This window comes from Pseudomonas sp. CLCA07, assembly GCF_053615335.1.
Genome location: NZ_CM132131.1, coordinates 6,421,545 through 6,444,538, shown reverse-complemented (window position 1 = coordinate 6,444,538; position 22,994 = coordinate 6,421,545). Strand labels below are relative to the sequence as shown.

19 protein-coding genes are annotated in these 22,994 nt (G+C 59.9%); 4 read left to right on the top strand and 15 right to left on the bottom strand.

The window, feature by feature from the left end; translation table 11 throughout:
- Positions 1 to 7: 7 nt before the first annotated feature.
- The 12 genes from ACWGZX_RS29525 to ACWGZX_RS29470 all read right to left on the bottom strand — a co-directional run bounded on the left by ACWGZX_RS29525 (position 8) and on the right by ACWGZX_RS29470 (position 16,391).
- Positions 8 to 1,627 carry a methyl-accepting chemotaxis protein gene (locus ACWGZX_RS29525; RefSeq protein ID WP_046027242.1) on the bottom strand — a complete coding sequence of 540 codons (1,620 nt, stop codon included), beginning with the start codon at positions 1,625 to 1,627 and terminating at the stop codon, positions 8 to 10.
- Positions 1,628 to 1,720: 93 nt separating this feature from the next.
- Positions 1,721 to 2,416 (bottom strand): anaerobic ribonucleoside-triphosphate reductase activating protein, encoded by a 696-nt coding sequence (locus ACWGZX_RS29520; RefSeq protein ID WP_222586720.1) that lies wholly within the window; start codon positions 2,414 to 2,416, stop codon positions 1,721 to 1,723.
- Positions 2,413 to 2,580 carry an anaerobic ribonucleoside-triphosphate reductase gene (gene nrdD / locus ACWGZX_RS29515; RefSeq protein WP_017338867.1) on the bottom strand — a complete coding sequence of 56 codons (168 nt, stop codon included), beginning with the start codon at positions 2,578 to 2,580 and terminating at the stop codon, positions 2,413 to 2,415. The genes ACWGZX_RS29520 and nrdD overlap by 4 nt, the downstream gene beginning before the upstream one ends.
- Before the next feature lie 32 nt (positions 2,581 to 2,612).
- Positions 2,613 to 4,628 carry a ribonucleoside triphosphate reductase gene (locus tag ACWGZX_RS29510; protein WP_348126044.1) on the bottom strand — a complete coding sequence of 672 codons (2,016 nt, stop codon included), beginning with the start codon at positions 4,626 to 4,628 and terminating at the stop codon, positions 2,613 to 2,615.
- Between the two features lie 281 nt (positions 4,629 to 4,909).
- Positions 4,910 to 5,902 carry a GTP 3',8-cyclase MoaA gene (moaA, locus tag ACWGZX_RS29505; protein WP_222586722.1) on the bottom strand — a complete coding sequence of 331 codons (993 nt, stop codon included), beginning with the start codon at positions 5,900 to 5,902 and terminating at the stop codon, positions 4,910 to 4,912.
- 25 nt (positions 5,903 to 5,927) lie between these two features.
- Positions 5,928 to 6,887 carry a peptidylprolyl isomerase gene (locus tag ACWGZX_RS29500; protein ID WP_452626599.1) on the bottom strand — a complete coding sequence of 320 codons (960 nt, stop codon included), beginning with the start codon at positions 6,885 to 6,887 and terminating at the stop codon, positions 5,928 to 5,930.
- 10 nt (positions 6,888 to 6,897) lie between these two features.
- Positions 6,898 to 7,578 carry a respiratory nitrate reductase subunit gamma gene (narI, locus tag ACWGZX_RS29495; RefSeq protein ID WP_222586724.1) on the bottom strand — a complete coding sequence of 227 codons (681 nt, stop codon included), beginning with the start codon at positions 7,576 to 7,578 and terminating at the stop codon, positions 6,898 to 6,900.
- On the bottom strand, positions 7,571 to 8,326 hold the full coding sequence (gene narJ / locus ACWGZX_RS29490) for a nitrate reductase molybdenum cofactor assembly chaperone (protein ID WP_282482947.1): 756 nt from the start codon (positions 8,324 to 8,326) through the stop codon (positions 7,571 to 7,573). Before narJ ends, narI begins: the two co-directional genes overlap by 8 nt.
- 2 nt (positions 8,327 to 8,328) lie before the next feature.
- Positions 8,329 to 9,867, bottom strand: coding sequence for a nitrate reductase subunit beta (gene narH, locus ACWGZX_RS29485; protein WP_452626598.1), 1,539 nt, complete (start codon positions 9,865 to 9,867; stop codon positions 8,329 to 8,331).
- A 1-nt stretch (position 9,868) separates the two neighbouring features.
- Entirely contained in the window at positions 9,869 to 13,642 is a 3,774-nt protein-coding gene (locus ACWGZX_RS29480; RefSeq protein ID WP_222586726.1) for a nitrate reductase subunit alpha, read from the bottom strand.
- Between the two features lie 69 nt (positions 13,643 to 13,711).
- Positions 13,712 to 15,109, bottom strand: coding sequence for a NarK family nitrate/nitrite MFS transporter (locus ACWGZX_RS29475; RefSeq protein ID WP_452626597.1), 1,398 nt, complete (start codon positions 15,107 to 15,109; stop codon positions 13,712 to 13,714).
- Positions 15,087 to 16,391, bottom strand: a complete 1,305-nt coding sequence (locus ACWGZX_RS29470) for an MFS transporter (protein ID WP_452626596.1) — start codon at positions 16,389 to 16,391, stop codon at positions 15,087 to 15,089. The genes ACWGZX_RS29475 and ACWGZX_RS29470 overlap by 23 nt, the downstream gene beginning before the upstream one ends.
- A gap of 305 nt (positions 16,392 to 16,696) precedes the next feature.
- Between ACWGZX_RS29470 and ACWGZX_RS29465 the strand changes: the two genes are divergently transcribed.
- The 4 genes from ACWGZX_RS29465 (at position 16,697) to ACWGZX_RS29450 (ending at position 20,377) form a co-directional block, all read left to right on the top strand.
- On the top strand, positions 16,697 to 18,499 hold the full coding sequence (locus tag ACWGZX_RS29465) for a HAMP domain-containing protein (RefSeq protein ID WP_452626595.1): 1,803 nt from the start codon (positions 16,697 to 16,699) through the stop codon (positions 18,497 to 18,499).
- A complete protein-coding gene (narL, locus tag ACWGZX_RS29460; RefSeq protein WP_046047384.1) occupies positions 18,496 to 19,143 on the top strand; it encodes a two-component system response regulator NarL in 648 nt (215 codons plus the stop codon). Before ACWGZX_RS29465 ends, narL begins: the two co-directional genes overlap by 4 nt.
- 86 nt (positions 19,144 to 19,229) lie before the next feature.
- Positions 19,230 to 19,904 (top strand): Crp/Fnr family transcriptional regulator, encoded by a 675-nt coding sequence (locus ACWGZX_RS29455; protein ID WP_282482941.1) that lies wholly within the window; start codon positions 19,230 to 19,232, stop codon positions 19,902 to 19,904.
- A 74-nt stretch (positions 19,905 to 19,978) separates the two neighbouring features.
- A complete protein-coding gene (locus tag ACWGZX_RS29450) occupies positions 19,979 to 20,377 on the top strand; it encodes a putative zinc-binding protein (protein ID WP_222586731.1) in 399 nt (132 codons plus the stop codon).
- Positions 20,378 to 20,558: 181 nt separating this feature from the next.
- Here ACWGZX_RS29450 and ubiT read toward each other — a convergent pair whose 3' ends face one another.
- Genes ubiT through ubiU form a run of 3 tightly spaced genes read right to left on the bottom strand, consistent with a single transcriptional unit; the run spans position 20,559 to position 22,919 of the window.
- Positions 20,559 to 21,029 (bottom strand): ubiquinone anaerobic biosynthesis accessory factor UbiT, encoded by a 471-nt coding sequence (gene ubiT / locus ACWGZX_RS29445; RefSeq protein ID WP_222586732.1) that lies wholly within the window; start codon positions 21,027 to 21,029, stop codon positions 20,559 to 20,561.
- Positions 21,023 to 21,913 (bottom strand): U32 family peptidase, encoded by an 891-nt coding sequence (locus ACWGZX_RS29440; RefSeq protein ID WP_452626594.1) that lies wholly within the window; start codon positions 21,911 to 21,913, stop codon positions 21,023 to 21,025. The genes ubiT and ACWGZX_RS29440 overlap by 7 nt, the downstream gene beginning before the upstream one ends.
- A gap of 10 nt (positions 21,914 to 21,923) precedes the next feature.
- Complete coding sequence (gene ubiU, locus ACWGZX_RS29435; RefSeq protein ID WP_149629724.1) at positions 21,924 to 22,919, bottom strand: ubiquinone anaerobic biosynthesis protein UbiU; 996 nt, start codon at positions 22,917 to 22,919, stop codon at positions 21,924 to 21,926.
- Positions 22,920 to 22,994 lie beyond the last annotated feature (75 nt).

The window sequence follows — 22,994 nt, the reverse complement described above, 5'->3', positions numbered from 1 at the left end:
GAATTACCTAGACCTTAAAACGCGCCACCGTCTGGTGCAGCGCCCCGGCCATCTGCGCCAAATCGTGACCCGCCGTGTGAGTATGCTGGGCCCCCAGCAAGACCTGCTCGGACAAGTTGCGAATCCCCATCAGATTACGATCCACCTCCCGCGCCACCAATGCCTGCTCTTCCGTAGCACTGGCAATCATCATGTTGCGCTCGTTGATCTGTGAGATTGACCGGGTGATTTCATCCAGTGCATCCCCCGACCGTTTCGCCACTTCAAGGGTGGCCCGAACCAGGTTGCTGCTGCTTTGCATGGCAGTCACCGCATGGCCGGTATCGAGGCGAATGTTGCCGATCATCTGCTCGATCTCCTGGGTGGACTCTTGAGTGCGATGCGCCAGGGCGCGCACTTCATCGGCGACCACGGCAAAACCGCGTCCGGCATCACCGGCACGGGCCGCTTCAATGGCGGCGTTGAGGGCCAGCAAATTGGTCTGCTCGGCGATGCTGCGAATCACGTCCAGCACCTTGCTGATGTCCTGCACCCGGCCCGCCAGTTGCTCGATGCGCTGTGAGGTGTCGGTGACGCCATCGGCCAGTGCGCCGATTGAAACCACGGTTTCCTGAACCTGCTCACGCCCGCGTTGCGCGGTTTGTTCGGACTGCCGCGAGGCCTCGGAGGTGCTTACCGCATTGCGCGCCACTTCATCGACCGCCGCGGTCATCTGGTTCACTGCGGTGGCCGCCTGCTCGATCTCCAGCCCCTGCAATTGCAGGTTACTGCTGGTTTGGCTGCTGACCGCACTCAGTTCTTCGGAGGAGCTGGCCACCTGGTCCACCGATGTCGCGATGTGCCTGACCATGGCATTCAGACTTTGCTGCATCTGATGCATGTTCATCATCACGCTGCCGCCAACACTTGAGTTCACGGGCACCTGAATCGTCAAATCACCTTGAGCGATTTGACTCAAAAACCGTGCGGCATCATCCGGCTCGCCGCCCAATGGACGGGTCACACTGCGCGTGACGATCACCGCAGCAGCAATAACCAGCGCCACACAGAACAAAAACAACCCGAGCATATTGCGTCGGGCATCGCTGTACAGTTCCTGCGCAGACTGTTCCCGGTCGGCGAATATTTTGCCTTGCAGCGCCATCAACTGATCCAGGCTGCCATAAACCTCGCGCTCGGCCGGCACGACCTTTTGTTTCAGTTGTGCCATGGCGTCATCGAAGGCACCTTGCCGGATCAACACCTGCACTTGAGTGAACGCCGCCACGTAGGCTTCGCGATTCTTCTTCAGCGCGGCATAAGCGGTTTTGCCCTCGGGCAAATAGAACAACGGCTCGAGCGTTTCGAGTGCCTGAGTGATCCGTTTCTTGGTGGTGTCGATCGATTGCTGCACTTGCTGATTGTCTTTATCGATCAGCAAATCCCGGGTGTTCCTGGCGTTATCACGCACGCCGGTGGAGATGACCATGATCGGATCGATCTTCGGCCAGTCCTGCTTGACGATGACCACTGCCTGATCCTTGAGCGTTGCCAGATCGTGCAACGCGTAAAACGCCATGCCCATCAATGCCAGCGGCGCGATGGCAAAGCCGATGACGATACGTTGTGCTGTCGTTAATTTGGCCATATCAAATGCTCCCCGTTTGATACCTGCCGATTGGCAGCGCATTTGAAAACCTAATGGTGGATCTCACCGCTAAACGTTAAACCTCAGCCTCTGTTACCCCCGTAACACGAAGGCTGGAAACAACTCGCGCATGGCCTCCCACAGCTCTGGTAGCAAGGCTTGTGCCGAAACACTCGGCAGCAGCGGATCGAACATCCGCTCGGTGCGAACCAACTGCACGGCGAAGCGTTTGACGCCGAGTTCGCTCAAGCGCTTGGCGAGGATCAGCAGACGCGCCGGCTCGAACAGATGCCAATGCACCGTGGTGCGACATTCGTAGTCGACACCGCTGGCCAGCAGATGCTCAAGGCTGCGCCAGTTGGCCGTTCCGCTGCCCTCGACCCGGGTGATCGCCTGGCAATCCTCGGGCAACGCCTTGACATCGAAACCAACCCAATCGGCCCCGGCCAGTGCCTTGGCGAACGCTGCGGGCTTGATGCCGGCGCTGTGCAAACCGATGCGAAATCCCATCGCCCGCACTTCATCCATGGCGCCGAGCAAACCGTCCTGCAAGGTCGGCTCGCCGCCACTGAACACCACCGCATCGAGCAGGTCCTGACGCCGTTGCAGAAACGCCAACACCCGCCGCCAATCCACTTCGTCTGTGCCACGAGGCGGGATCAACTGCGGGTTATGGCAGTAACGACAACGCCAGGCGCAACCCTGGCAAAACAACACGCAGGCGAGCTGTCCCGGATAGTCGATAGTGGTCAGGGGCACCATGCCCCCGACCCGAAGCGTTCGACTCATTGGCGCCCGGCCAGCGCCGCGCTTTCAGTGAAGTGCACCCGCTCGCGGTGCTCCGACTGTTTACCCGGGTTGAACGCCGACACAGGGCGGTGATAGCCCATCACCCGGGTCCAGACTTCGCAGCGTTGACGTTGAGCCTGGGGCAATGTTTGCGATGCAGTCATGGTGAAGCTCCTTGCAGTTGAGTGGATCGAAATCAATGAACGGTGCCGAGCTTCTGTTCTTGCAGTAGCAGGACCTCGTCGCATTTCGGGCAGAACTCATGTTCGCCATCGAGGTAGCCGTGCACCGGGCAGATGGAGAATGTCGGGGTCACGGTCAGGTACGGCAGGCGGAAGCGGCCAAGGGCTTTGCGCACCAGTTGCTTGCAGGCCTCGGTCGAAGAAATCCGCTCGGCCATGTACAGGTGCAAGACCGTGCCGCCGGTGTATTTGCATTGCAGCTCGTCTTGAAGTTCCAGGGCCTCGAAGGGGTCTTCGGTGTAGCCCACGGGCAGTTGCGAGGAGTTGGTGTAATACGGCGCTTGCACGCTGCCAGCCTGGAGAATGTCGGGGTAGCGCTTGAGGTCTTCCTTGGCGAAGCGGTAGGTCGTGCCCTCGGCCGGCGTCGCTTCCAGGTTGTACATGTGACCGGTTTCTTCCTGGAAACGCAGTAACGTGGCACGCACATGATCGAGCATCTTCAGGGCAAACTGCCGGCCGTGCTCGGTGTGCATGCCCTCCTCGTCGCCGGTGAAATTGCGCAGCATTTCATGCATGCCGTTGAGGCCTATGGTGGAAAAATGGTTGCGCAAGGTGCCCAGGTAACGCTTGGTGTACGGGTACAAACCGGCATCCATGTGGTGCTGAATCACCTTGCGCTTGACCTCCAGGCTTTCCATCGCCAGTTCCATCAGCGTGTCCAGACGCTGCAGTAAACCGCTGGTATCACCCTTGAACACATAGCCGAGCCGCGCGCAGTTGATGGTCACGACGCCGAGCGATCCAGTCTGCTCCGCCGAGCCGAACAAGCCGCCGCCCCGCTTGAGCAACTCGCGGACATCCAGCTGCAAACGGCAGCACATCGAGCGCACCTGATTGGGTTGCAGGTCCGAATTGAGGAAGTTCTGGAAATACGGCAGGCCGTAACGCGCAGTCATCTCGAACAGGCGGTCGGCGTTTTCACTGTCCCATGGAAAGTCGTGGGTGATGTTGTAGGTCGGGATCGGAAAGGTGAACACCCGCCCTTTCGCATCGCCGGCCTGCATCACCTCGATGTAGGCGCGGTTGAGCAGCTCCATTTCGACTTGCAGGTCACCATAGGCAAACGGCATTTCCTCACCGCCGATGACGGGTATCTGCTCACGCAAATCCTGCGGGCACACCCAGTCGAAGGTCAGGTTGGTGAAAGGCGTCTGGGTGCCCCAGCGTGAAGGCACGTTGAGGTTATAAATGAACTCCTGAATCGCCTGGCGTACCTCCTGAAAACTCAGCTGATCCTTGCGCACATAGGGCGCCAGGTAGGTGTCGAACGAGCTGAACGCCTGGGCGCCGGCCCATTCGTTTTGCAGGGTACCGAGGAAATTCACCATTTGCCCCAGGGCACTACTCAAGTGCTTCGGCGGACCGGCTTCGACACGCCCCGGCACACCGTTGAGCCCTTCGTGCAACAGGGTGCGCAGCGACCAGCCGGCGCAGTAACCGGCGAGCATGTCCAGGTCGTGTACATGCAAATCCGCCTCGCGGTGAGCCTGGCCGATGGCCTCGCTGTACACCTCGTCCAGCCAGTAGTTGGCGGTGACCTTGCCCGACACGTTCAACACCAGTCCGCCCAATGAGTAACCCTGATTGGCGTTGGCCTGGACCCGCCAGTCTTCACGGTCCAGGTATTCGTTCATCGAGGTCGCCACTTCGACCATGGTCCGGCGGTCGCGGCGCAAGCGCCCGTGCTGCTCGCGGTAGACGATGTAGGCGCGCATGGCGAGGAAAAAACCGGCGTCCATCAACACCCGTTCAACACGGTCCTGGATTTGCTCGACATGGAGTCTTGGCAACCCTTCGAGCCTGGCCAATACCGCCTGAAGCAAGCCTTCAACCTCAACCTCGCCGTACTCCCCTGTCGCCTTGCCGGCGGCGATCAATGCCTGACGGATCTTGTCGGCATCGAAGGCGACCTGACTGCCATCGCGTTTGTGCAAGCGGTTACATCCTACTGCGATCAGCGTGCTCTGCATTTGGCCTCCAGACACTACATATAGACTTGATCAAACTTAAAACCACAACATGCAGTGAAGGCTACGGACAAAGTGCTGATCTGCAATTGATCGATATCAAGATTTACCGGCGAAAGAAACGCCCGAATGCAGGGTGGATAAAAAACACTTGGGCCAGCGAGAATCAAATGTGGGAGCGAGCTTGCTCGCGATGACTGCAGCACATTCAACAGTGATGTCGACTGGTCTACCGCTATCGCGAGCAAGCTCGCTCCCACATTTGATTTGCTGTGTTTTAGGGATCAACCGCCACTCATGTTCATGAATCTGACAATCTGTACCTCCCCGTCGGGACTGAAATCGTGGCGCAGTGGCTTGCCACGCAGGGCCCGCTGGACTGCATTGATCACCGGTTGGTCATCCAGTGGATAACGCCGCAGCAATCCCCGCAAATCCAGAGCATCGTCCTGCCCCAGGCACAGCAACAACTTCCCTTCAACAGTCATCCGCACCCGATTACAGCTGCCACAAAAGTTGTGGCTGTTGGGCGAAATGAAACCGATCCGGGTATCAGAATGGCGTTCCAGACGCACATAACGCGCCGGTCCGCCGCTGTTTTCGGTGCTGTCGAGCAACCGATGCTGGCTGGTGATCAGCGTGCGCACTTCGTCGCTGGAACAGAACGATTCGCCCCGGGAACGACCGACGTCGCCCAAAGGCATTTCTTCGATAAAACTGATGTCGATGCGCTGGTCGATAGCGTACTGCACCAACGCCGGGACTTCATCGAAGTTGCGCCCCTTCATCACCACGCAGTTGAGTTTGACCCGCTCGAACCCAGCGTCCCGCGCCGCTTCAATGCCGTTGAGCACCTGGTCGAGATCGCCGTTACGGGTGATCGCCCGAAACTTCTGTCCGTCCAGGCTATCGAGGCTGATGTTCATCCGCTTGACCCCGGCGTCGACCAATGGCCGGGCCAGACGGCCCAGTTGCGAGCCGTTGCTGGTCATCACCAGTTCGCGCAAACCGGGTAAAGCGGCGATGTTGCGGCACAGTCCGACAATGCCGGGACGGATCAGCGGCTCGCCGCCGGTCAGACGGATTTTGCGTACACCCAGGCCAACGAACAGCGTCGCCAAGCGCTGCAATTCCTCCAGTGTGAGCACCTGCTGCCGCGGCAGGAACGTCATGTTTTTCGCCATGCAATACACACAGCGAAAATCACAGCGGTCCGTCACCGACATCCGCAGATAATCGATCTGCCGTCCAAAACCATCCTGCATCACAGCGTTCATCACTTCTCCCGGTTTGCCTCGATGCTCACTGCACCAGCGGTGAGTCGGCGCCCTGCAAGTGAATGCCGCGAATATCCGCAGCACCGATCAGGGTTTGCAGGTACTGCACCAGCGCTTTCTGCCAGACGCCTTGCTGCAACTGTGTGCGGATCGCCGTCGACACCACTTCAAAGGGCAACGGCATGCCTTCGATTCGCTGATCGACACTGATCACATGCCAGCCGTAACGACTTTCCAGCGGTTTGCTGGCCAGGCCCGGTGCCAAGGTGAACAGCTGACGTTCCAGTTCAGGCACGGTCTGGCCCTTGCTGATCTGCCCCAGAGAACCGCCCTGAGCCTTCGACGGGCAGGCCGAATATTTCACGGCCAGCTCGGCGAAACTGCCGGGAAACTCATCCAGTTGCTGCAGCAGGACTTCGGCCTGACCCTGCGCAAGCTCGCGGGCCTCGACATCGTCTGGTGCACATTCGAGCAGGATGTGCCGCACCGCCAGCAACGGCGCGCTGTGGAAGCGCCCGCGATTGTTTTCGTAGTAACGCAGACTCGACTCCTCGTCACACTGAGGCACTTTCACCTCACGTTCGAGCAGCAAGCGAGTGGCCGCTTCTTCTTCGTTTTCACCGGCGCCGATTTCCAGCGACACGCCGAGTTCGGTGATGCGCTGCTGCAACAACTCGCGGATCACCAGCGCCCTGGCGGCCAGGAAGACCGCCTCCTCGCGGCTTTCGGCCGGGTGATATTGCAGCTCCTGGGCCATCGCTTCCGGGGTGATCGACACCTCGTTGACGCTGATGATCGGCCACTCCTGTTCACTGCTGGCGATCAACTGCGCCGGGGCGTCATCGGCCCCTGCGGGCTCAACCGGCAGGGCTTCAAACTGCGCCTGTGCGACCGGCGCGATGTCGAGAGCAGCCTCCGCTTTTTTTGAAGAAGCGCAGCCACCGCTGCCCCCGTTACCACCACCACATCCACATCCACCTGACATGATTGTCTCCTCAGTACTTCTGACGAACGATTTGATAACGACGCCCCAGGTACCAGATCGGTGCGCTGATCATGTGTACGAGACGGGTGAAGGGGAACAGGACAAACAGGGTCAAACCGAGAAACACATGCAACTTGTAGATCAGCCCGACCGGCTCGATGGACGCCGCTGCTTCCACCGGACGCAACAGCACGGTGTTCTGCGCCCAATCGGCGAGCATCACCATCACCGAACCATCCATGTGCCCGGTAGACGCGACGATGGTCAGCAGACCGAGCAGCAATTGCGCGAGCAACACCAGAAGCACCAGGATGTCCGAAGGACTGGAGGTGGCGCGTACCCGAGGATCACTGAGCCGCCGGTTAACCAGCATCAGCAAGCCAATCAGGCATAACAAACCGAAGAGCCCGCCCGAGACCATTGCCAGCAACTGCTTGTTCTCAGTGCTGATCACGTGGTGATAAATCGACGCCGGGGTCAGCAGGCCGACGAAATGCCCCGCCAGCACGAACAACACACCGATGTGGAAGAAGTTGCTCGCCACGCGCATGCCGCGCTGATTGAGCATCTGGCTGGAGCCCGCCTTCCAGGTGTACTGCGACAGATCGAAGCGCGCCCAGCTGCCAATCAGGCAAATCGCCAGGGCGACGTAGGGATAGACCCCGAACAACAACAGGTTCCATTTAGACATTGCCTACCTCCTTGGCTGGCACGGCGGCCAACCCTTCATGCTGAAAATCCACCCAATGCAACGGCACCGCGCTTTCCTCACGGGCCTTGCCCGGTGCGCTTGGCAGCGAACTGCAACGGTCCTGCTGTTCAGCCTGGAGGAAGTCCACGGCCTCCTCTTCCCAGATCTTGTCGAGGGCTTCGAGGGAGTCGTCGCGAGGTTCCGCCGCGACCTGCGCCCGCAGGTCGGCGACCACTTGATGCGGCTCGGCCCCGGCAATTTGCAGCAGCGCCCGGAAGCAGCTGGCATAGGCGCTTTCGCGCTCTTCCAGACGTGCAGCGAGCAAGGCCAGCAAATGCGAAACATCCGCCAGGCCCTCGCGGGCCTCGATGTCTTCGCGGGTGGAGAGGAACTCCAGGTACAGCGGGATGTAATCGGGCAGCTCTTTGACGCCGATGGCAAAACCGGCTTCTTCGTATTGCGCCATCATGTCGACCATCGCCTGACCACGGTCGCGGGATTCACCGTGCACATGCTCAAACAGCAGCAGCGACAGCGAGCGCCCCCGACCGAACAGCGCACCGTAGTGCTCCTGCCCGTCCATCAGGTCATTGGCGCAGATCAGCTCGAGCAATTCGAACAACGCACCGCGCTGCGTCGGGCTGATTTCCCGTGACTGGATGATCGCTTGCTCCAGTTCGTCGCGACCACCAATCAGTGTTTCGGTCGGGTAATCGAGCAGCAGCGAAATCACTTTGAGAATTTGCATGCTCATTCCTCCCACAACTGGACGGTTTTCAGGATGTCGCGGCGGTTGGCTTTCTTGGCGCCGAACATGTTGGTGTCGGAGCTGCCGCTACAGCCGCTGCCGAAACTGAAACCACACCCGGAACGCTCAGCGAAGGCGTCGCTCATGGCGTCTTCACGGTGGGCGCTCGGTACAACAAAGCGGTCCTCGTAGTTGGCGATTGCCAGGTAGCGATACATCTCCTCGACCTGGGCCACGCTCAAGCCGACATCCGCCAGCACTTGCAGGTCCTGAACGCCGTCGACTTGCTCGGAACGTTTGTAGGCGCGCATCGCCAGCAAGCGTTTAAGCGCACGCTTGACCGGCTTTTCATCGCCCGCGGTCAACAGGTTCGCCAGGTACTTCAGTGGAATACGCAGGCTGTCGACGTCAGGGATCACCCCGTTCATACCGACGGTGCCAGCAGTGGCGGCGTTCTGGATCGGCGACAGCGGCGGTACGTACCAAACCATCGGCAAGGTGCGATATTCCGGGTGCAGCGGCAGTGCGAGTTTCCAATCCACAGCCATTTTGTAGACCGGGGAACGTTGGGCTGAATCGATCACCGACTGCGGGACGCCATCGGCCAGAGCCTGACGAATCACCGCCGGGTCATTTGGATCGAGGAAGATCTCCAGTTGTTTCTCGTACAGGTCCTGCTCATTGGCGGTGCTTGCCACTTCGCTGATGCGATCGGCGTCATACAGCAGCACACCGAGGTAGCGGATGCGCCCAACGCAGGTTTCCGCGCAAACGGTCGGCATCCCGGCTTCGATACGCGGGTAGCAGAAGATGCATTTCTCGGACTTGCCGCTTTTCCAGTTGAAATAGATCTTCTTGTACGGGCAGCCGCTGATGCACATCCTCCAGCCACGGCATTTCTCCTGGTCAATCAGGACGATGCCGTCTTCTTCACGTTTGTAGATCGCCCCGCTCGGGCAAGCCGCTGCGCACGTCGGGTTGAGGCAGTGCTCGCACAGGCGCGGCAAATACATCATGAAGGTGTTTTCGTACTCGCCGTAAATGTCCGCCTGGATCTTTTCGAAGTTCTTGTCCTTGCGACGCTTGGCGAATTCGGTGCCGAGGATTTCTTCCCAGTTCGGGCCCCACTCGATTTTCTCCATGCGCTTGCCGGAGATCAGCGAACGCGGGCGCGCGGTGGGTTGATGCTCGCCCAGCGGCGCGGTGTGCAGGTGCTGGTAATCGAAGTCGAACGGTTCGTAGTAGTCGTCGAGGCTCGGCAGATCCGGGTTAGCGAAAATGTTCGCCAACACGCGGAATTTACCGCCGATGCGCGGGTTGATCGTGCCGTTGGCATTGCGGATCCAGCCACCCTTCCACTTGTCCTGGTTTTCCCATTCTTTCGGGTAGCCGATCCCGGGTTTCGATTCGACGTTGTTGAACCAGGCGTATTCCATGCCTTCGCGGCTGGTCCAGACGTTTTTGCAGGTGATCGAACAAGTGTGGCAACCGATGCATTTGTCCAGGTTCAGAACCATGCCGATTTGTGAGCGAATCTTCATCTCAGTTCTCCTCAATATCGGTCGGCAATGGACGCGGCAAGTCATCGCCACTTGAACCATCGAGCCAGTCGACTTTGGACATTTTGCGCACCACGACGAATTCATCGCGGTTGCAACCGACCGTGCCGTAATAGTTGAAACCGTAGGCTTGCTGGGCATAGCCGCCGATCATGTGGGTCGGTTTGAGCACCACTCGGGTGACCGAGTTGTGGTGGCCGCCACGGGTCTTGGTGGTTTCCGAACCGGGCACGTTCACGATCCGTTCCTGGGCGTGGTACATCATCACCATGCCGTCCTTGACCCGTTGGCTGACCACCGCACGGGCAGTCAGTGCACCGTTGATGTTGAAGCACTCGATCCAGTCGTTGTCCTCGATGCCTGCGCTTTTCGCGTCGTTCTCCGAGAGCCAGACAATCGGCCCGCCACGGCTGAGGGTCAGCATCAGCAGGTTGTCGCTGTAGGTGCTGTGGATGCCCCACTTCTGGTGCGGGGTGATCCAGTTCAGGACGATTTCCTTGTGGCCGTTACTGCGCTTGCCTTTCACCCCTTCAATGGTGCGGGTGTTAACCGGCGGCCGATAACTCATCAGTTGTTCGCCGAACGCCTGCATCCACGGGTGATCCTGGTAGAACTGCTGGCGACCGGTGATGGTGCGCCATGGGATCCCTTCGTGAACGTTGGTGTAGCCGGCGTTGTAGCTGACGTGATCGTCTTCGAGACCCGACCAGGTGGGGCTGGAAATGATTTTGCGCGGCTGTGCCTGAATGTCGCGGAACCGGATGGCCTCGTGGGCCTTGGACAGCGCCAGGTGGCTGTGATCGATGCCGGTGAATTCCGACAGTGCAGCCCAGGCCTTGACCGCCACCTGGCCGTTGGTTTCCGGCGCCAGGGACAGAATCACTTCAGCTGCGTCGATGGCCGTGTCGATTTTCGGCCGACCCTGGCTGATACCGGCATCGCCTTCTTTGTGATTGAGTTCACCGAGGAATTTCACTTCGTCTTCGGTGTTCCAGTTGATGCCCTTGCCGCCGTTGCCGTGTTTCTCCAGCAATGGCCCGAGGGACGAGAACTGTTTGTAGATGTTCGGGTAGTCACGCTCGACCACATGCAGATTCGGCGCGTTTTTGCCTGGCTCCGGTGCCACGCCGGCGCTTTTCCAGTCGGTGCCGCCAAACGGTTGGGCCAATTCGCCGACGCTGTCGTGCATCAGCGGGATGGTCACCAGGTCCTTCTCAACGCCCAGGTGCCCTTCGGACATACTGGAAAACGCCTTGGCGATGCCTTTGTAGATTTCCCAGTCGGAACGCGATTCCCACGCCGGGTCGATGGCAGCCGACAACGGGTGAATGAACGGGTGCATGTCCGAGGTGTTCATGTCGTCTTTTTCGTACCAGGTTGCGGTCGGCAACACGATGTCGGAATAGACGCAGGTCGAGGACATGCGGAAGTCCAGCGTAGTGACCAGATCGAGCTTGCCGATGGCGCCCTCGTCCACCCATTCGGCTTCTTCGGGTTTGCAGTCGCCGACCTGGCCGATGTCTTCGTTCATCACACCGTTTTTGGTGCCCAGCAGGTACTTGAGCATGTACTCGTGGCCCTTGCCCGAGGAGCCCAGCAGGTTGGAACGCCAGATGAACATGTTGCGCGGGAAGTTGACCGGGCTGTCCGGCTGTTCGCAGGAAAAACGCAGCGAACCGTCCTGCAACGACTTGACCACGTAGTCTTTCGGGTCCATGCCGGCCGCAGCCGCGTCGCGACAAATGTGCAAAGGGTTAGTGTTGAGTTGCGGTGCGCTGGGCAACCAGCCGGCGCGTTCGGCGCGGATGTTGTAGTCCAGCGCATGCTCGGGGAATTGTGATTTATCGGCCAATGGCGAGAGCACGTCGTGCATGCTCATTTTCTCGTGACGCCACTGCGAACTGTGGGCGTAGAAGAAGCTGGTGCCGTTCATTTGGCGAGGCGGACGGTTCCAGTCCAGGCCGAACGCCAATGGCAGCCAGCCGCATTGCGGACGGAGTTTTTCCTGGCCAACGTAGTGCGCCCAACCGCCACCGGTCTGGCCGACACACCCGCAGAGCATGAGCATGTTGATCAGCCCGCGGTAGTTCATGTCCATGTGGTACCAGTGGTTCATCGCCGCGCCGACGATGATCATCGAGCGACCCTTGGTCTTGTCGGCGTTGTCGGCGAACTCACGGGCAATCTGAATGGCTTTCTCACGGCTGACGCCGGTGATCTGCTCCTGCCACGCCGGGGTGCCAGGCACCGAGGCGTCGTCGTAATCCTTGGCGACGTTTTCGCCACCGAGGCCGCGATCGATCGCCAGGTTGGCGGCCGACAGGTCGAACACGGTGGCCACTTTGGCCACGCTTCCGTCCGCCAGCACCACGTTATGCACCGGCACGCGACGGTATTGCACAGCATCGCCGGCCACGTGCTGGAAGTGCTCGTGGGACTCGCCGGCAAAATACGGGAACGCCACTTCGGCGACGTCATCGCCAATCAGACTCAGTTTCAGATCGATCTCACGGCCTTCGCCGCCTTCACGAGGCAGGATGTTCCACTTGCCCTTCTCGCCCCAGCGATAACCGATGGAGCCCTGAGGGGACACCAGTTCGCCGCTGACATCCAGGGCGATGGTTTTCCATTCCGGGTTGTTTTCCTGGCCAAGGTTGTCGGTCAGGTCGCTGGCGCGCAGGAAGCGGTCCGGCTGGTAACCGGCGCCCGGTGCCTTGTCGACCATTTGCTTGAGCAGCACCAGCACCGGCAAATCGGTAAAGCGCTTGGCGTAGTCGGTGAAATAGGCGCTCGGTTTGTCCAGGTGAAATTCTTTGAAGATCACATGGTTGAACGCCTGGGCCAGCGCCGCATCGGTGCCTTGTTTAGGGTTCAGCCACAGGTCGGTGAGCTTGGCGACTTCCGAGTAATCCGGGGTGATCGCCACAGTCTTGGTGCCCTTGTAACGGACTTCGGTAAAGAAGTGCGCGTCGGGGGTACGGGTCTGCGGGACGTTGGAGCCCCAGGCAATGATGTAGTTGGAGTTGTACCAGTCGGCCGATTCCGGCACGTCGGTCTGCTCGCCCCAGACCATCGGCGAGGCCGGTGGCAAGTCGCAGTACCAGTCATAAAAGCTCAGGCAGGCGCCGCCGATCAGCGACAGGTAACGCGACCCTGCGGCGTAGCTGACCATCGACATGGCCGGGATCGGCGAGAAGCCGACGATCCGGTCAGGGCCGTATTGCTTGATCGTATAGACGTTGGACGCAGCGATGATCTCGTTGACTTCCTCCCAGTTGGAGCGAATGAAGCCACCCATGCCGCGTTTGCTTTTATAGGAGTCGGCCTTGACCTTGTCCTCGACAATACTGGCCCAGGCTTCCACCGGCGCCATGGTTTGCCGCGCATCGCGCCAGAGCTTGAGCAACGGCTTGCGAATTTTCGGGTACTTGAGCCGGTTGGCGCTGTAGATGTACCAGCTGTAACTGGCACCACGCGGGCAGCCACGGGGCTCATGGTTCGGCAGATCGTTGCGGGTACGCGGGTAATCGGTCTGCTGGGTTTCCCAGGTGATCAGGCCGTTCTTGACGTAGATCTTCCACGAGCAGGAGCCGGTGCAGTTCACCCCGTGGGTGGAGCGCACGATCTTGTCGTACTGCCAGCGTGAACGGTAAACGTTCTCCCAGTCGCGAGACTCTTTGCGGGTCTCGCCATGACCGTCGGAAAACTCGTTTTGCTTGCGATTGAAAAACCGCAATTGATCCAGTAAATGACTCACGGTGTAGTCCTCTCAGGCTTTGTCGCGGAGTCTGTGCCCCGCCCACGCAATGGTTAGATTCGGTTCGACTCAGCAGGGTGTCGCGGCGCCTTTGCGCGCGTACCACCACCAGGTCACGACGATGCAGCTCAGGTAAAAGCCGACGAACATGTAGAAGGCCATCTCCGGGCCGCCGGTCTGGGCCATCGAAGTGCCGAAGGATTTGGGAATGAAGAACGCACCGAAGGCGCCCATGGCCGAACTGAAGCCCAGGACCGCGGCTGACTCTTTACCGGCATTTTTCAGCGCTTGTTCGCGCACGGCGGGTGGTTTTCCGGCCGAGGCTTTTTCATGCTGGGTGCGGAAGATCACCGGGATCATGCGGAAGGTGGAGCCGTTGCCGATGCCAGTGGTAATGAACAGCAGCATGAACATGCCGAGGAAGCCGTAGAAGTTGCCGCCTGTGCCGTTTTGCGGCAGGAAGTGCAACACGCCAAAGACCATCACGATCATCAGCACGAAGTTCCACAAGGTCACTTTCGCGCCGCCAAGCTTGTCCGCCAGCCAGCCGCCCAATGGGCGTACCAGCGCACCGACCAACGGGCCGAGGAAGGCGAATTTCAAAGCGATGACATCAGGGAACGAGGTTTTGATCAGCAGCGGAAACGCGGCGGAGAAACCGATGAACGAACCGAAGGTCGCCAGGTACAACCAGCACATCAGCCAGTTGTGTTTGCGTTTGAAGATCACCGCCTGCTCGCTGAAAGAAGCGCGGGCACTGGACAAATCATTCATGCCGAACCAGGCCAGCACCGTCACCAGGACAATAAACGGCACCCAGATGAAACCGGCGTTCTGCAACCACAACTGACCGCCGTCCGGCAGGGCTTGAGGCTTACCGCCCATGAAACCGAACACGCCAAAGGTAATCACCAGCGGCACACAGAACTGCATCACCGAGACGCCCAGGTTACCCAGCCCGGCGTTGAGGCCAAGGGCCGTGCCCTGCTGCGACTTGGGATAGAAGAAACTGATGTTGGACATGCTCGACGCGAAGTTGCCGCCGCCAAAACCGCAGAGCAAGGCAATCAACACGAACACGCTGTAGGAGGTACTCGGGTCCTGCACGGCGAAGCCCATCCAGATAGAGGGCAACAACAGTGACGCGGTGCTCAGGGCGGTCCAGCGACGGCCACCGAAGATCGGCACCATAAAGGAATAGAAGACGCGCAAAGTCGCCCCGGACAGCCCCGGCAACGCCGCCAGCCAGAACAGCTGGTCGGTGGTGAAGGTGAAACCGATGGCGTTCAAGCGCACGATCACCGTGCTCCAGACCATCCACACCGCAAAGGCCAGCAGCAGCGCAGGAATGGAAATCCACAAGTTGCGCGTGGCGGTCTGTTTGCCGCTACGTCCCCAGAACGCTGGGTCCTCGGGGCGCCAGTCATGAATGACCGGGCCTTTGTCAGGCTTTTGCAGAACGGACATGTTCTTCTCCTAGGGCAATGCTGGAAATCGGGGACGGGGTCAGCAGCGGCGTTTTACCCAGCACCGCGCTTTTGCGTATTTCGCTGAAGTACATCCAGGTGAGGGAGACCCAGACCACGCCGTACATCAACATGAAGCAGGAAGAGCGCACGCCGGTGAGGTCCACCAGGGCGCCGAACAGGATTGGCAGCACGAACCCGCCCAGGCCACCGGCGAGGCCGACGATGCCGGACACCGCGCCCATGTTTTTCGGGTAGTCGTTGGCGATGTACTTGAAGACCGAGGCCTTGCCGAACGCGAAGGCGATGCCCATGACGAACAGCAGCACGGTGAACAGCGCGGGATTGAGGCCGATGTGGAAATCCACCGGGCCGTTGATCGTTTGCACTTGCAGTTGGGTTTGCGGATACGAGAGCAGGAACAGGCAGATCCAGCTGACCCACAACACCCACCAGGTCACGCTTTGCGCACCCCAGCGATCCGACATCCAGCCGCCGACCGCGCGCAGCACGCCGCCAGGCAGGGAGAAACAGGCCGCCAGCAACGCCGCGCTTTGCAGGCTGAAACCGTATTCCTGCACGTAGTACTTGGTCATCCACAGCGCGAGGGCGACATAACCACCGAAGACGATCGAGTAGTACTGGCAATAGCGCCACACCGCTGGGTCCTTCAGCGAGCTCAGTTGCCCACGCAAGGTGGCGCCGGTAGCACTGCGGTGGTCCTTGTTTTCGGCGCTGAGGAACCAGAACAACAACGCAGTAATAAAGAGGATCGCGCTGAAGACTTTCGGCACCAGCTGCCAGCTGCCAGCAGCGATCAGCGCCGGGGCGAGAAACTTGGTCACCGCAGCTCCGGCGTTACCGGCGCCGAAGATGCCCATCGCGAAGCCCTGGTTCTCTTTGTCGAACCATTTGGCGACGTAGGCGATCCCGACCGAGAACGAGCCGCCGGCCAGGCCGACGAACAAGCCCAGCACCAGGAACTGCCAGTAGGCGGTGGCGTGACTGATCAGGTACAGCGGCGTCACGCCGGCCAGCATCAGCAGGAAGAACACACTGCGCCCGCCAAAGCGGTCGGTCAGCAGGCCCAGTGGCAACCGCACCAGCGAGCCGGTCAGGACCGGGGTCGCGGCCAGCAGGCCGAACTGAGTTTCGTTGAGCTGGAGAAGGTCCTTGATCGGTACACCGAGCACGGCAAACATCATCCAGACCATGAAACACATAGTGAAGGCCAGCGTGCTCATGCCCAGCACCAAGCCTTGTCGTACACGCGGTTGGTTCACAAATGCTCTCCAATCAATTAGCCATGGCGGCAGACTAGAGAGGCGAACCCCGCAAAAACTTGATCCATGTCAACGAAGCCCTAGGGGGCATAGGCCTATGCTTGTGCGGTCTACCTCTAAGGAGGTAGTACAGGAAAACCCTAAAACCGTTTGTTTATCAGCGTCTTAAGGTTTTCTGCCAAGGTTTTTGCTGACAAGGATCAGTCGACAACTCTTTAGAGGTAGCGCGCCCGGGATCGGCGACAAAACCCCTTCCTGGAGCTCCACGTGCTCTGTTTTCCTGATTTTTTCCGGGACCTGCGCTGATGATTCGCTGGTTGCGCAGCTCCCTGCCCGCTCGCGCCGGGCTAGCCGTGATCCTGATCGCCGTGCTCGCTCTCGCCAGTTCGTTGAGCGCCGGACTGATCGCCTGGTTCAGCCAGGGCGATGCGGCCGCCATCAACACCGCAGGCTCGGTGCGCATGGAGACTTACCACCTGAGCTGGGAACTGGCCGCGGGGGCAACCGACGAAGAAATCGCCGCCATCACCGACAGCCTGCAAACCCGACTCACCAGCCAGTCACTCAAGGCGGTGCTGGAGGATGGCCCAAGCGCCGCCCTGCAAATCAGCTACGGGCAAATCCAGCAGCAATGGGACGAGGATTTGCACCCGGCACTGGAGCGCGGCGATGCCGCCTACTTTCAGGTCCAGGCCCTGCCCTTCGTTGAACAACTGAACCAGTTCGTCAACCTGTTGCAGCGCCAAAGCGAACAGAAGCAAGGCTGGCAACAGTTGATCCAGGGCCTGGCCTTGTTCACCACCCTGTTCGTCCTGCTGATTGGCCTCTACGAATTGCAGTACGGGGTCGTCATGCCCTTGAAAGAGTTGGTGGACGCGACCCAGCGCTTTCGTCGCGGCGATTTCAAGGTGCGGGTCAATCATCAGTCCCAGGACGAACTGGGCCAGTTGGCCACGAGCTTCAACGCCATGGCCGAGACGATCGAAGACTCGCATCGCACCCTTGAGAGTCAGGTCCAGCAAAAAACCCTGAACCTGCAACAAGCTAATGCCGCCCTCGAGTTGCTGTACCAAAGCAGTCGAAGCCTGGCCACACGCCTGGCCAATGCCGAAGGGCTGGATGAGTTGATCCGACGCTTCCAGCAACGCTTGCCCGGCTTGCGTCTGTCGCTGTGCCTGCAAGGACAAATGCAGGCACCGGCCCAGCAGTTGCTCGCCCTCCACGGCGCGAACATCCGGGAAGTCTGCGCCAGCAGTGATTGCGCCACGTGTCAGAAGCACCATAAAGCCAGCCCGCAAACGTTCAGCATCAGCAATCAGGGCAGTGAACTGGGTGAACTCAAGGCGCACTTTGTCGACGGGCACCCGACGCAAGCCTGGGAAACCCAATTGATCCAGGCCCTGGCCAATCTGATCGGCACCTCGCTGTCGCTCAAACGCCAACGGGAACAGGATCATCGCCTGCTGCTGCTCGACGAGCGCACGATCATTGCCCGCGAACTGCACGACTCACTGGCCCAGGCCCTGTCCTACATGAAGCTGCAAGTCAGCCGCCTGCAAACCCTGATGCGCCGTGGCGAACCGATCGAAACCCTGGAAAACGTCACCGCCGAACTGCGCGAAGGGCTGAACAATGCCTACCGTCAGTTACGCGAGTTGCTGACCACTTTTCGCCTGCAGATTCACGATGCGGGACTGGTGCAGGAGCTCAAGGACACCGCCGAGGAGTTTTCCAGGCGCGGGGAATTCCAGGTACACCTGCACGTCGACGCGCTGGCCTTTCAGTTATCGGCCAGCGAGCAAATCCACATCTTGCAGATCACCCGCGAAGCGCTCTCCAACTGCCTACGCCACGCCCACGCGCAAAACGCCTGGCTGCAACTGCGTCAGGACGGTGAAACCGTGAGGCTCGTCGTCGAAGACGACGGGCGTGGCTTCAGCGGCGACGTCGACCAGCGCGAACACCACGGCCTGAAAATCATGGATGAGCGGGCCCGCAGCTTGCGCGGTCAACTCAAAATAATGTCCAGGGAGCCGCAAGGCACCCTCGTCCAACTGGAATTCCAACCGGAGTTTCTCGGGCAGCAAACAGAAGGTAGCGCCACATGAACCCGTCCCTGCAACACACCATCCTGCTGGTCGACGACCACCCGATGATGCGTCACGGCATCCGCCAGATGCTCGAACTCGAAGATGATTTCCTGATCGTCGGTGAAGCCAACAACGGCGAAGAAGCACTCAGTCTGATCGAGCCGCTGCAACCGGATCTGGTGTTGCTCGATAACAACATGCCGCTGATGAATGGCATTGAAACCCTGCGCCAATTACGGGCGATGCACTACACCGGCAAGGTGCTGCTGTTTACGGTCTCGGATGCCGAAGACGATATTCGCGACGCATTGCGTCTGGATGCCGACGGCTACCTGCTCAAGGACATGGAACCCGAACTGTTGATTCAGTACATCCGCAATGCCTTGAACGGCGAATTGGTGATCAGTCCGGGTCTGACCCAAGTCATGGCCCAGGCACTGCGTTCACCACAGCGCCAGACCGTGGTGGAACTGACCGAGCGTGAACGTCAGGTGCTGAAAACCATCGCCAGCGGCTTCAGCAACAAAGTTATCGGGCACAAGCTGGGCATCACCGAAGGCACGGTCAAGGTTCACGTGAAAAACCTGCTGCACAAACTCGGTTTGCGCTCTCGGGTTGAGGCGGCGGTGTGGGCCATGGAGCACTTGCGCAATGCGGGCTGAGGAGCATGCCTCTTTAGAGGTAGGCCGGCAGAGGCATAGGTCATCCGGCTCGCGCTCTCTACTATGAGCGTCAGCGGAGGTACGCCATGCTGACCCACCCTTCCATCGTTTTAACGTTGCGTCGTCACCATCTGTTCAGCCAACTGCCGGAGAAAATCTTCGAGGAAGTCTGCGGCCTGGCGATGCTCAAGCGCCTGAGCTGTCACAGCACGCTCATGCACCAAGGGGATCCGGCCAAGCGCTTTTTCCTGCTGGTCAGCGGCCAGATCAAGTTGTACCGGCTTACCGGCGAAGGTCAGGAAAACCTGGTGGAGATCATTCAGCCCGGCCAGACCTTTGCCGAAGCGTTGCTGTTCAGCCAGGCCCGTCTCTACCCGGTGAGCGCCACGGCGCTGAAGGACAGCGTGCTGGTGAGTATCGAAGGCAGCCATTACCGCAACGCCCTGGAAGACCAGCCGAAAGTCTGCCTGGCGATCCTGGCGAGCATGAGTGTGCACTTGCACCTGCGTCTGCGGGACATCGACACCTTGACCATGGCCAGCGCGAGCCGGCGGGTGATCAATTTTCTGTTCCAGGAGCGCAACCCGGTCAGCGGTTTGATTGTCTTGCAGGTGTCCAAACGCCTGGTCGCCTCGAAGCTGGGTATTCAGCCGGAAACCTTTTCGCGGATCTTGCACCGCCTGGTGGACAGCGGTCTGATCGCGATGGAACGACGCAACATCAGCATCCTCGCCGAAGAGGATCTCGCGGCCTTCCAATAGACGGAATTGACCGCAGTCAATGCGCAATGCCACCGGCCTTGCACACTGAAGAAGTCCACCCATGGAGAGCGCTCATGTCCCGTTCAACCTTGCCCCTGATTTACTCCTGCTCAGGCTGCTCCAACGTCGCCCAACTGGCCAATACCCTGGCCGTGCGGCTTGATCGCAGCGGCCTGGCGGAAATGTCCTGCATCGTCGGGGTCGGCGGGCATGTGGCGGCGTTGGTCAACAAGGCACGCTCGGGACGGCGGATTTTTGCGCTGGACGGTTGCCCGCTGCAATGCGTTGAAAACTGCTTGAAGCAGCATGGTCTGCACGCGGATGTGCATTTGATTCTTAGCCATTACGGGTTGCGTAAGCGCTATGGCGAGGACTGCACGCAGGCAGAGAGTGATGAGTTGTTTGAAGAGATCAGGCAACGAATTGCGAGTGATGCTCGGCAGCATGAAAACCGCCAGGAAACGATGGCCTGAAGAACAACAAAAACCCTGTGGGAGCGGGCCCGCGATAGCAGTGGAATAGCCGACATCAATGTTGAATGTACAACCGCCATCGCGGGCAAGCCCGCTCCCACAGGGTTATGCGTTGGGCACAAATATTGCGGACACACTCATCAAAATGTGGGAGCGAGGCGGCTCGCTCCCACATCTATGGTCATCCCGCCGCCAACCCCTTCCCCGCCCGCTCCAGATTGCGCCACAACCACACCGGCAATACATCAGGATCAAGACTGTCGATCAGGTTCTTCAACGCCAACCCCAACTCCGTATCACCCTCGATCACCAAACGCCGGCGAAAGAACAACGTGTCCGGATCTTCCTGACGACTCGCCAGCAATAAAAACTCTCGCCAGTTACCGCTGATAGTCACATGCGCCGTGGCGTGTTCAGCAATTCGCAACCCTTGACGTGTCAGCGTCAAGAACCAGGTCAACCCCAGGTCCGGGATCCGCAGGCACAACCAACGCCCGCGCAACACTTCAAATTCACCATCGCGCAAAGGCTCGGCGAGGCAGCGATTGAGCGCCTGCTGCAACGCCAGGCGCTGCACCGCAAAGGGCACTCGACGCACCAGCGGCAGTAACCGGTCGGCGCCTTTCAGCAGCCACTTTTTTCGGTTCAACACAGGCCGACCTCCTCGACGCGCAACATGCCGGCCTGGCCATGCCAGTAGCCATTACAACCGTCGACGAACAGCGGCGGTGTCTCGCCCAGACGAACCCGTTGATAGGCGCCAATGACCTCGGCCATGCCCTGAGCGCGAGGGCTCAGACGCAACACATCGGCCCCACAGGCCACCAACCCGGCGTAGTCCGCCAGCAGATTGGTCACCTCGGCCGACATCGTTTGTATTCCGTTAATGGTAAACATCGCCTGCCCCTCCTGACTGGTAAGAGGCAGGCCGTCGGGGTAGTTGAGGCAGCAAAACCGGCAATCGTCCTTGGGCAGGTTTTCCGCTCGGGCCGTGAAGCAGCGTGCGGAATAAGCCAAGGGCAAATGCCCATAGGCAAAGATCTCGACTTCCGGCACCTCACGGCCAAGTTCGCGCACCTGATCAAGCACATCGCCAATCAACGCCGCCGAGCATTCCACCGGCGGCACCCAACGGGTCATCCCGCAGTCCAGCAGTTGCGCCAGCGTATGACCGTTGTACACATTCAGCGCCGGGCCGCCCACGAACGGCAACTTGCGCTCGGCCAAAAACTGCACCGCGCCCATGTCGTTGGCCTCCACCAGCAATTGGCCGTTGTCGCAGAGCCGCCGCAGGCTGGAGAGCTCGGACGCCGCTTCGATCAGCGTCAGGCTGGAGATCACCAACTGTGCCTGGCTGCATTCCTGCAACTCGCGCCCCAGCCCCAGCCATTGATCCAGTGAAAAGGCCCGGCGTTTCGAGCACACGGTTTCCCCCAGATAAATCACATCCAGGGGTAAAGCCGACATCTCGGCGTAAAAATTGCTGAGTTGCTCTTTGTCCCAATAAAACAGGACCGGTCCCAGGCTGAGCTTCATGTCGCCTCCCTCATTGCCATGATCGATGGTAAGCACCCAGGGTGGTCTGGCTGCCTTCGGACAAACCGGCCAGCACCCGGCGCCATTCCTCCTTGACCCGAAAACTGCCCGGCGAGCCACGATGGGCATCCAGTGCGGCGCGCCAGACGCGGGTGACTTGTTCGACATAGGCCGGGCTGCGTTGCCGGCCCTCGATTTTGACCGCCTCAACGCCAATGGCCGTCAATTCCGGCAGCAAATCCAGGGTGTCGAGGCTGGTGGGTTCTTCCAGCGCATGAAAGCGTTTGCCGCCGACCAGGAAACGGCCTTTGCACAGGGTTGGGTAACCGGCGGGCTCATCAGGGGTGTAACGGTCGATCAGCACTTCACTGAGCCGTGCACTCAAGCCGTCGGCGTCGTCGCTCCAGCGCACTGCTTTGGCTGGAGAACAGACGCCGCACAGGTTCGGCGACTCGCCGGTGATGTAGGACGACAGATGGCAACGCCCTTCGGCCATGATGCACAAGCTGCCGAAGCCAAAGACTTCGATGGGCACCGGACTGCTCGCGGCGACCTGACGCACTTGCGCCAACGACAACACCCGCGGCAGCACCGCGCGACGAATCCCGTAGCGCTGCGCATAAAACTCCAGGGCCGCAGCGTGGGTTGCCGAACCCTGGACCGACAGATGCAACGCCAATTGCGGATGGCGCTGGCTGGCGTAGTTGAGCACCCCGGGGTCGGCGGCAATCAACGCATCCACGCCGTAATCGGCGGCACGATCGACCGCCCGCTGCCAGCGTTCCCAGCCCTTGGGTTGCGGGTACGTGTTGACCGCGACGTAGAGTTTGCGTTGATGCTGGCGGATGTGAGCGACCGCCGCGTCGAACTGTTTGTCGTCCATGTTCAGCCCCGCGAAATGCCGGGCATTGGTGTCATCGCGAAAACCGACATAGACGGCATCGGCGCCTTCGCGCACCGCCGCTTTCAGCGCAGGCAGGTTCCCTGCCGGGCAGACCAGTTGCATGGGTAATCCTCATGGAAAAACGCGCTGCCAGTCTAGCGAGACCGGCAGGCAGAGCCTTGACGGCAATCAATTGCC

Coding starts and splice junctions, on each gene's coding strand:
- narL (WP_046047384.1), top strand. CDS start 18,496: ATGAACCCGTCCCTGCAACACACCATCCTGCTGGTCGACGACCACCCG.
- ACWGZX_RS29450 (WP_222586731.1), top strand. CDS start 19,979: ATGTCCCGTTCAACCTTGCCCCTGATTTACTCCTGCTCAGGCTGCTCC.
- narI (WP_222586724.1), bottom strand. CDS start 7,578: ATGTCTAAATGGAACCTGTTGTTGTTCGGGGTCTATCCCTACGTCGCC.
- ACWGZX_RS29520 (WP_222586720.1), bottom strand. CDS start 2,416: ATGAGTCGAACGCTTCGGGTCGGGGGCATGGTGCCCCTGACCACTATC.
- narH (WP_452626598.1), bottom strand. CDS start 9,867: ATGAAGATTCGCTCACAAATCGGCATGGTTCTGAACCTGGACAAATGC.
- ACWGZX_RS29510 (WP_348126044.1), bottom strand. CDS start 4,628: ATGCAGAGCACGCTGATCGCAGTAGGATGTAACCGCTTGCACAAACGC.
- moaA (WP_222586722.1), bottom strand. CDS start 5,902: ATGAACGCTGTGATGCAGGATGGTTTTGGACGGCAGATCGATTATCTG.
- ACWGZX_RS29475 (WP_452626597.1), bottom strand. CDS start 15,109: ATGTCCGTTCTGCAAAAGCCTGACAAAGGCCCGGTCATTCATGACTGG.
- ACWGZX_RS29500 (WP_452626599.1), bottom strand. CDS start 6,887: ATGTCAGGTGGATGTGGATGTGGTGGTGGTAACGGGGGCAGCGGTGGC.
- ubiU (WP_149629724.1), bottom strand. CDS start 22,919: ATGCAACTGGTCTGCCCGGCAGGGAACCTGCCTGCGCTGAAAGCGGCG.
- nrdD (WP_017338867.1), bottom strand. CDS start 2,580: ATGACTGCATCGCAAACATTGCCCCAGGCTCAACGTCAACGCTGCGAA.
- narJ (WP_282482947.1), bottom strand. CDS start 8,326: ATGCAAATTCTCAAAGTGATTTCGCTGCTGCTCGATTACCCGACCGAA.
- ACWGZX_RS29525 (WP_046027242.1), bottom strand. CDS start 1,627: ATGGCCAAATTAACGACAGCACAACGTATCGTCATCGGCTTTGCCATC.
- ACWGZX_RS29465 (WP_452626595.1), top strand. CDS start 16,697: ATGATTCGCTGGTTGCGCAGCTCCCTGCCCGCTCGCGCCGGGCTAGCC.
- ACWGZX_RS29455 (WP_282482941.1), top strand. CDS start 19,230: ATGCTGACCCACCCTTCCATCGTTTTAACGTTGCGTCGTCACCATCTG.
- ACWGZX_RS29440 (WP_452626594.1), bottom strand. CDS start 21,913: ATGAAGCTCAGCCTGGGACCGGTCCTGTTTTATTGGGACAAAGAGCAA.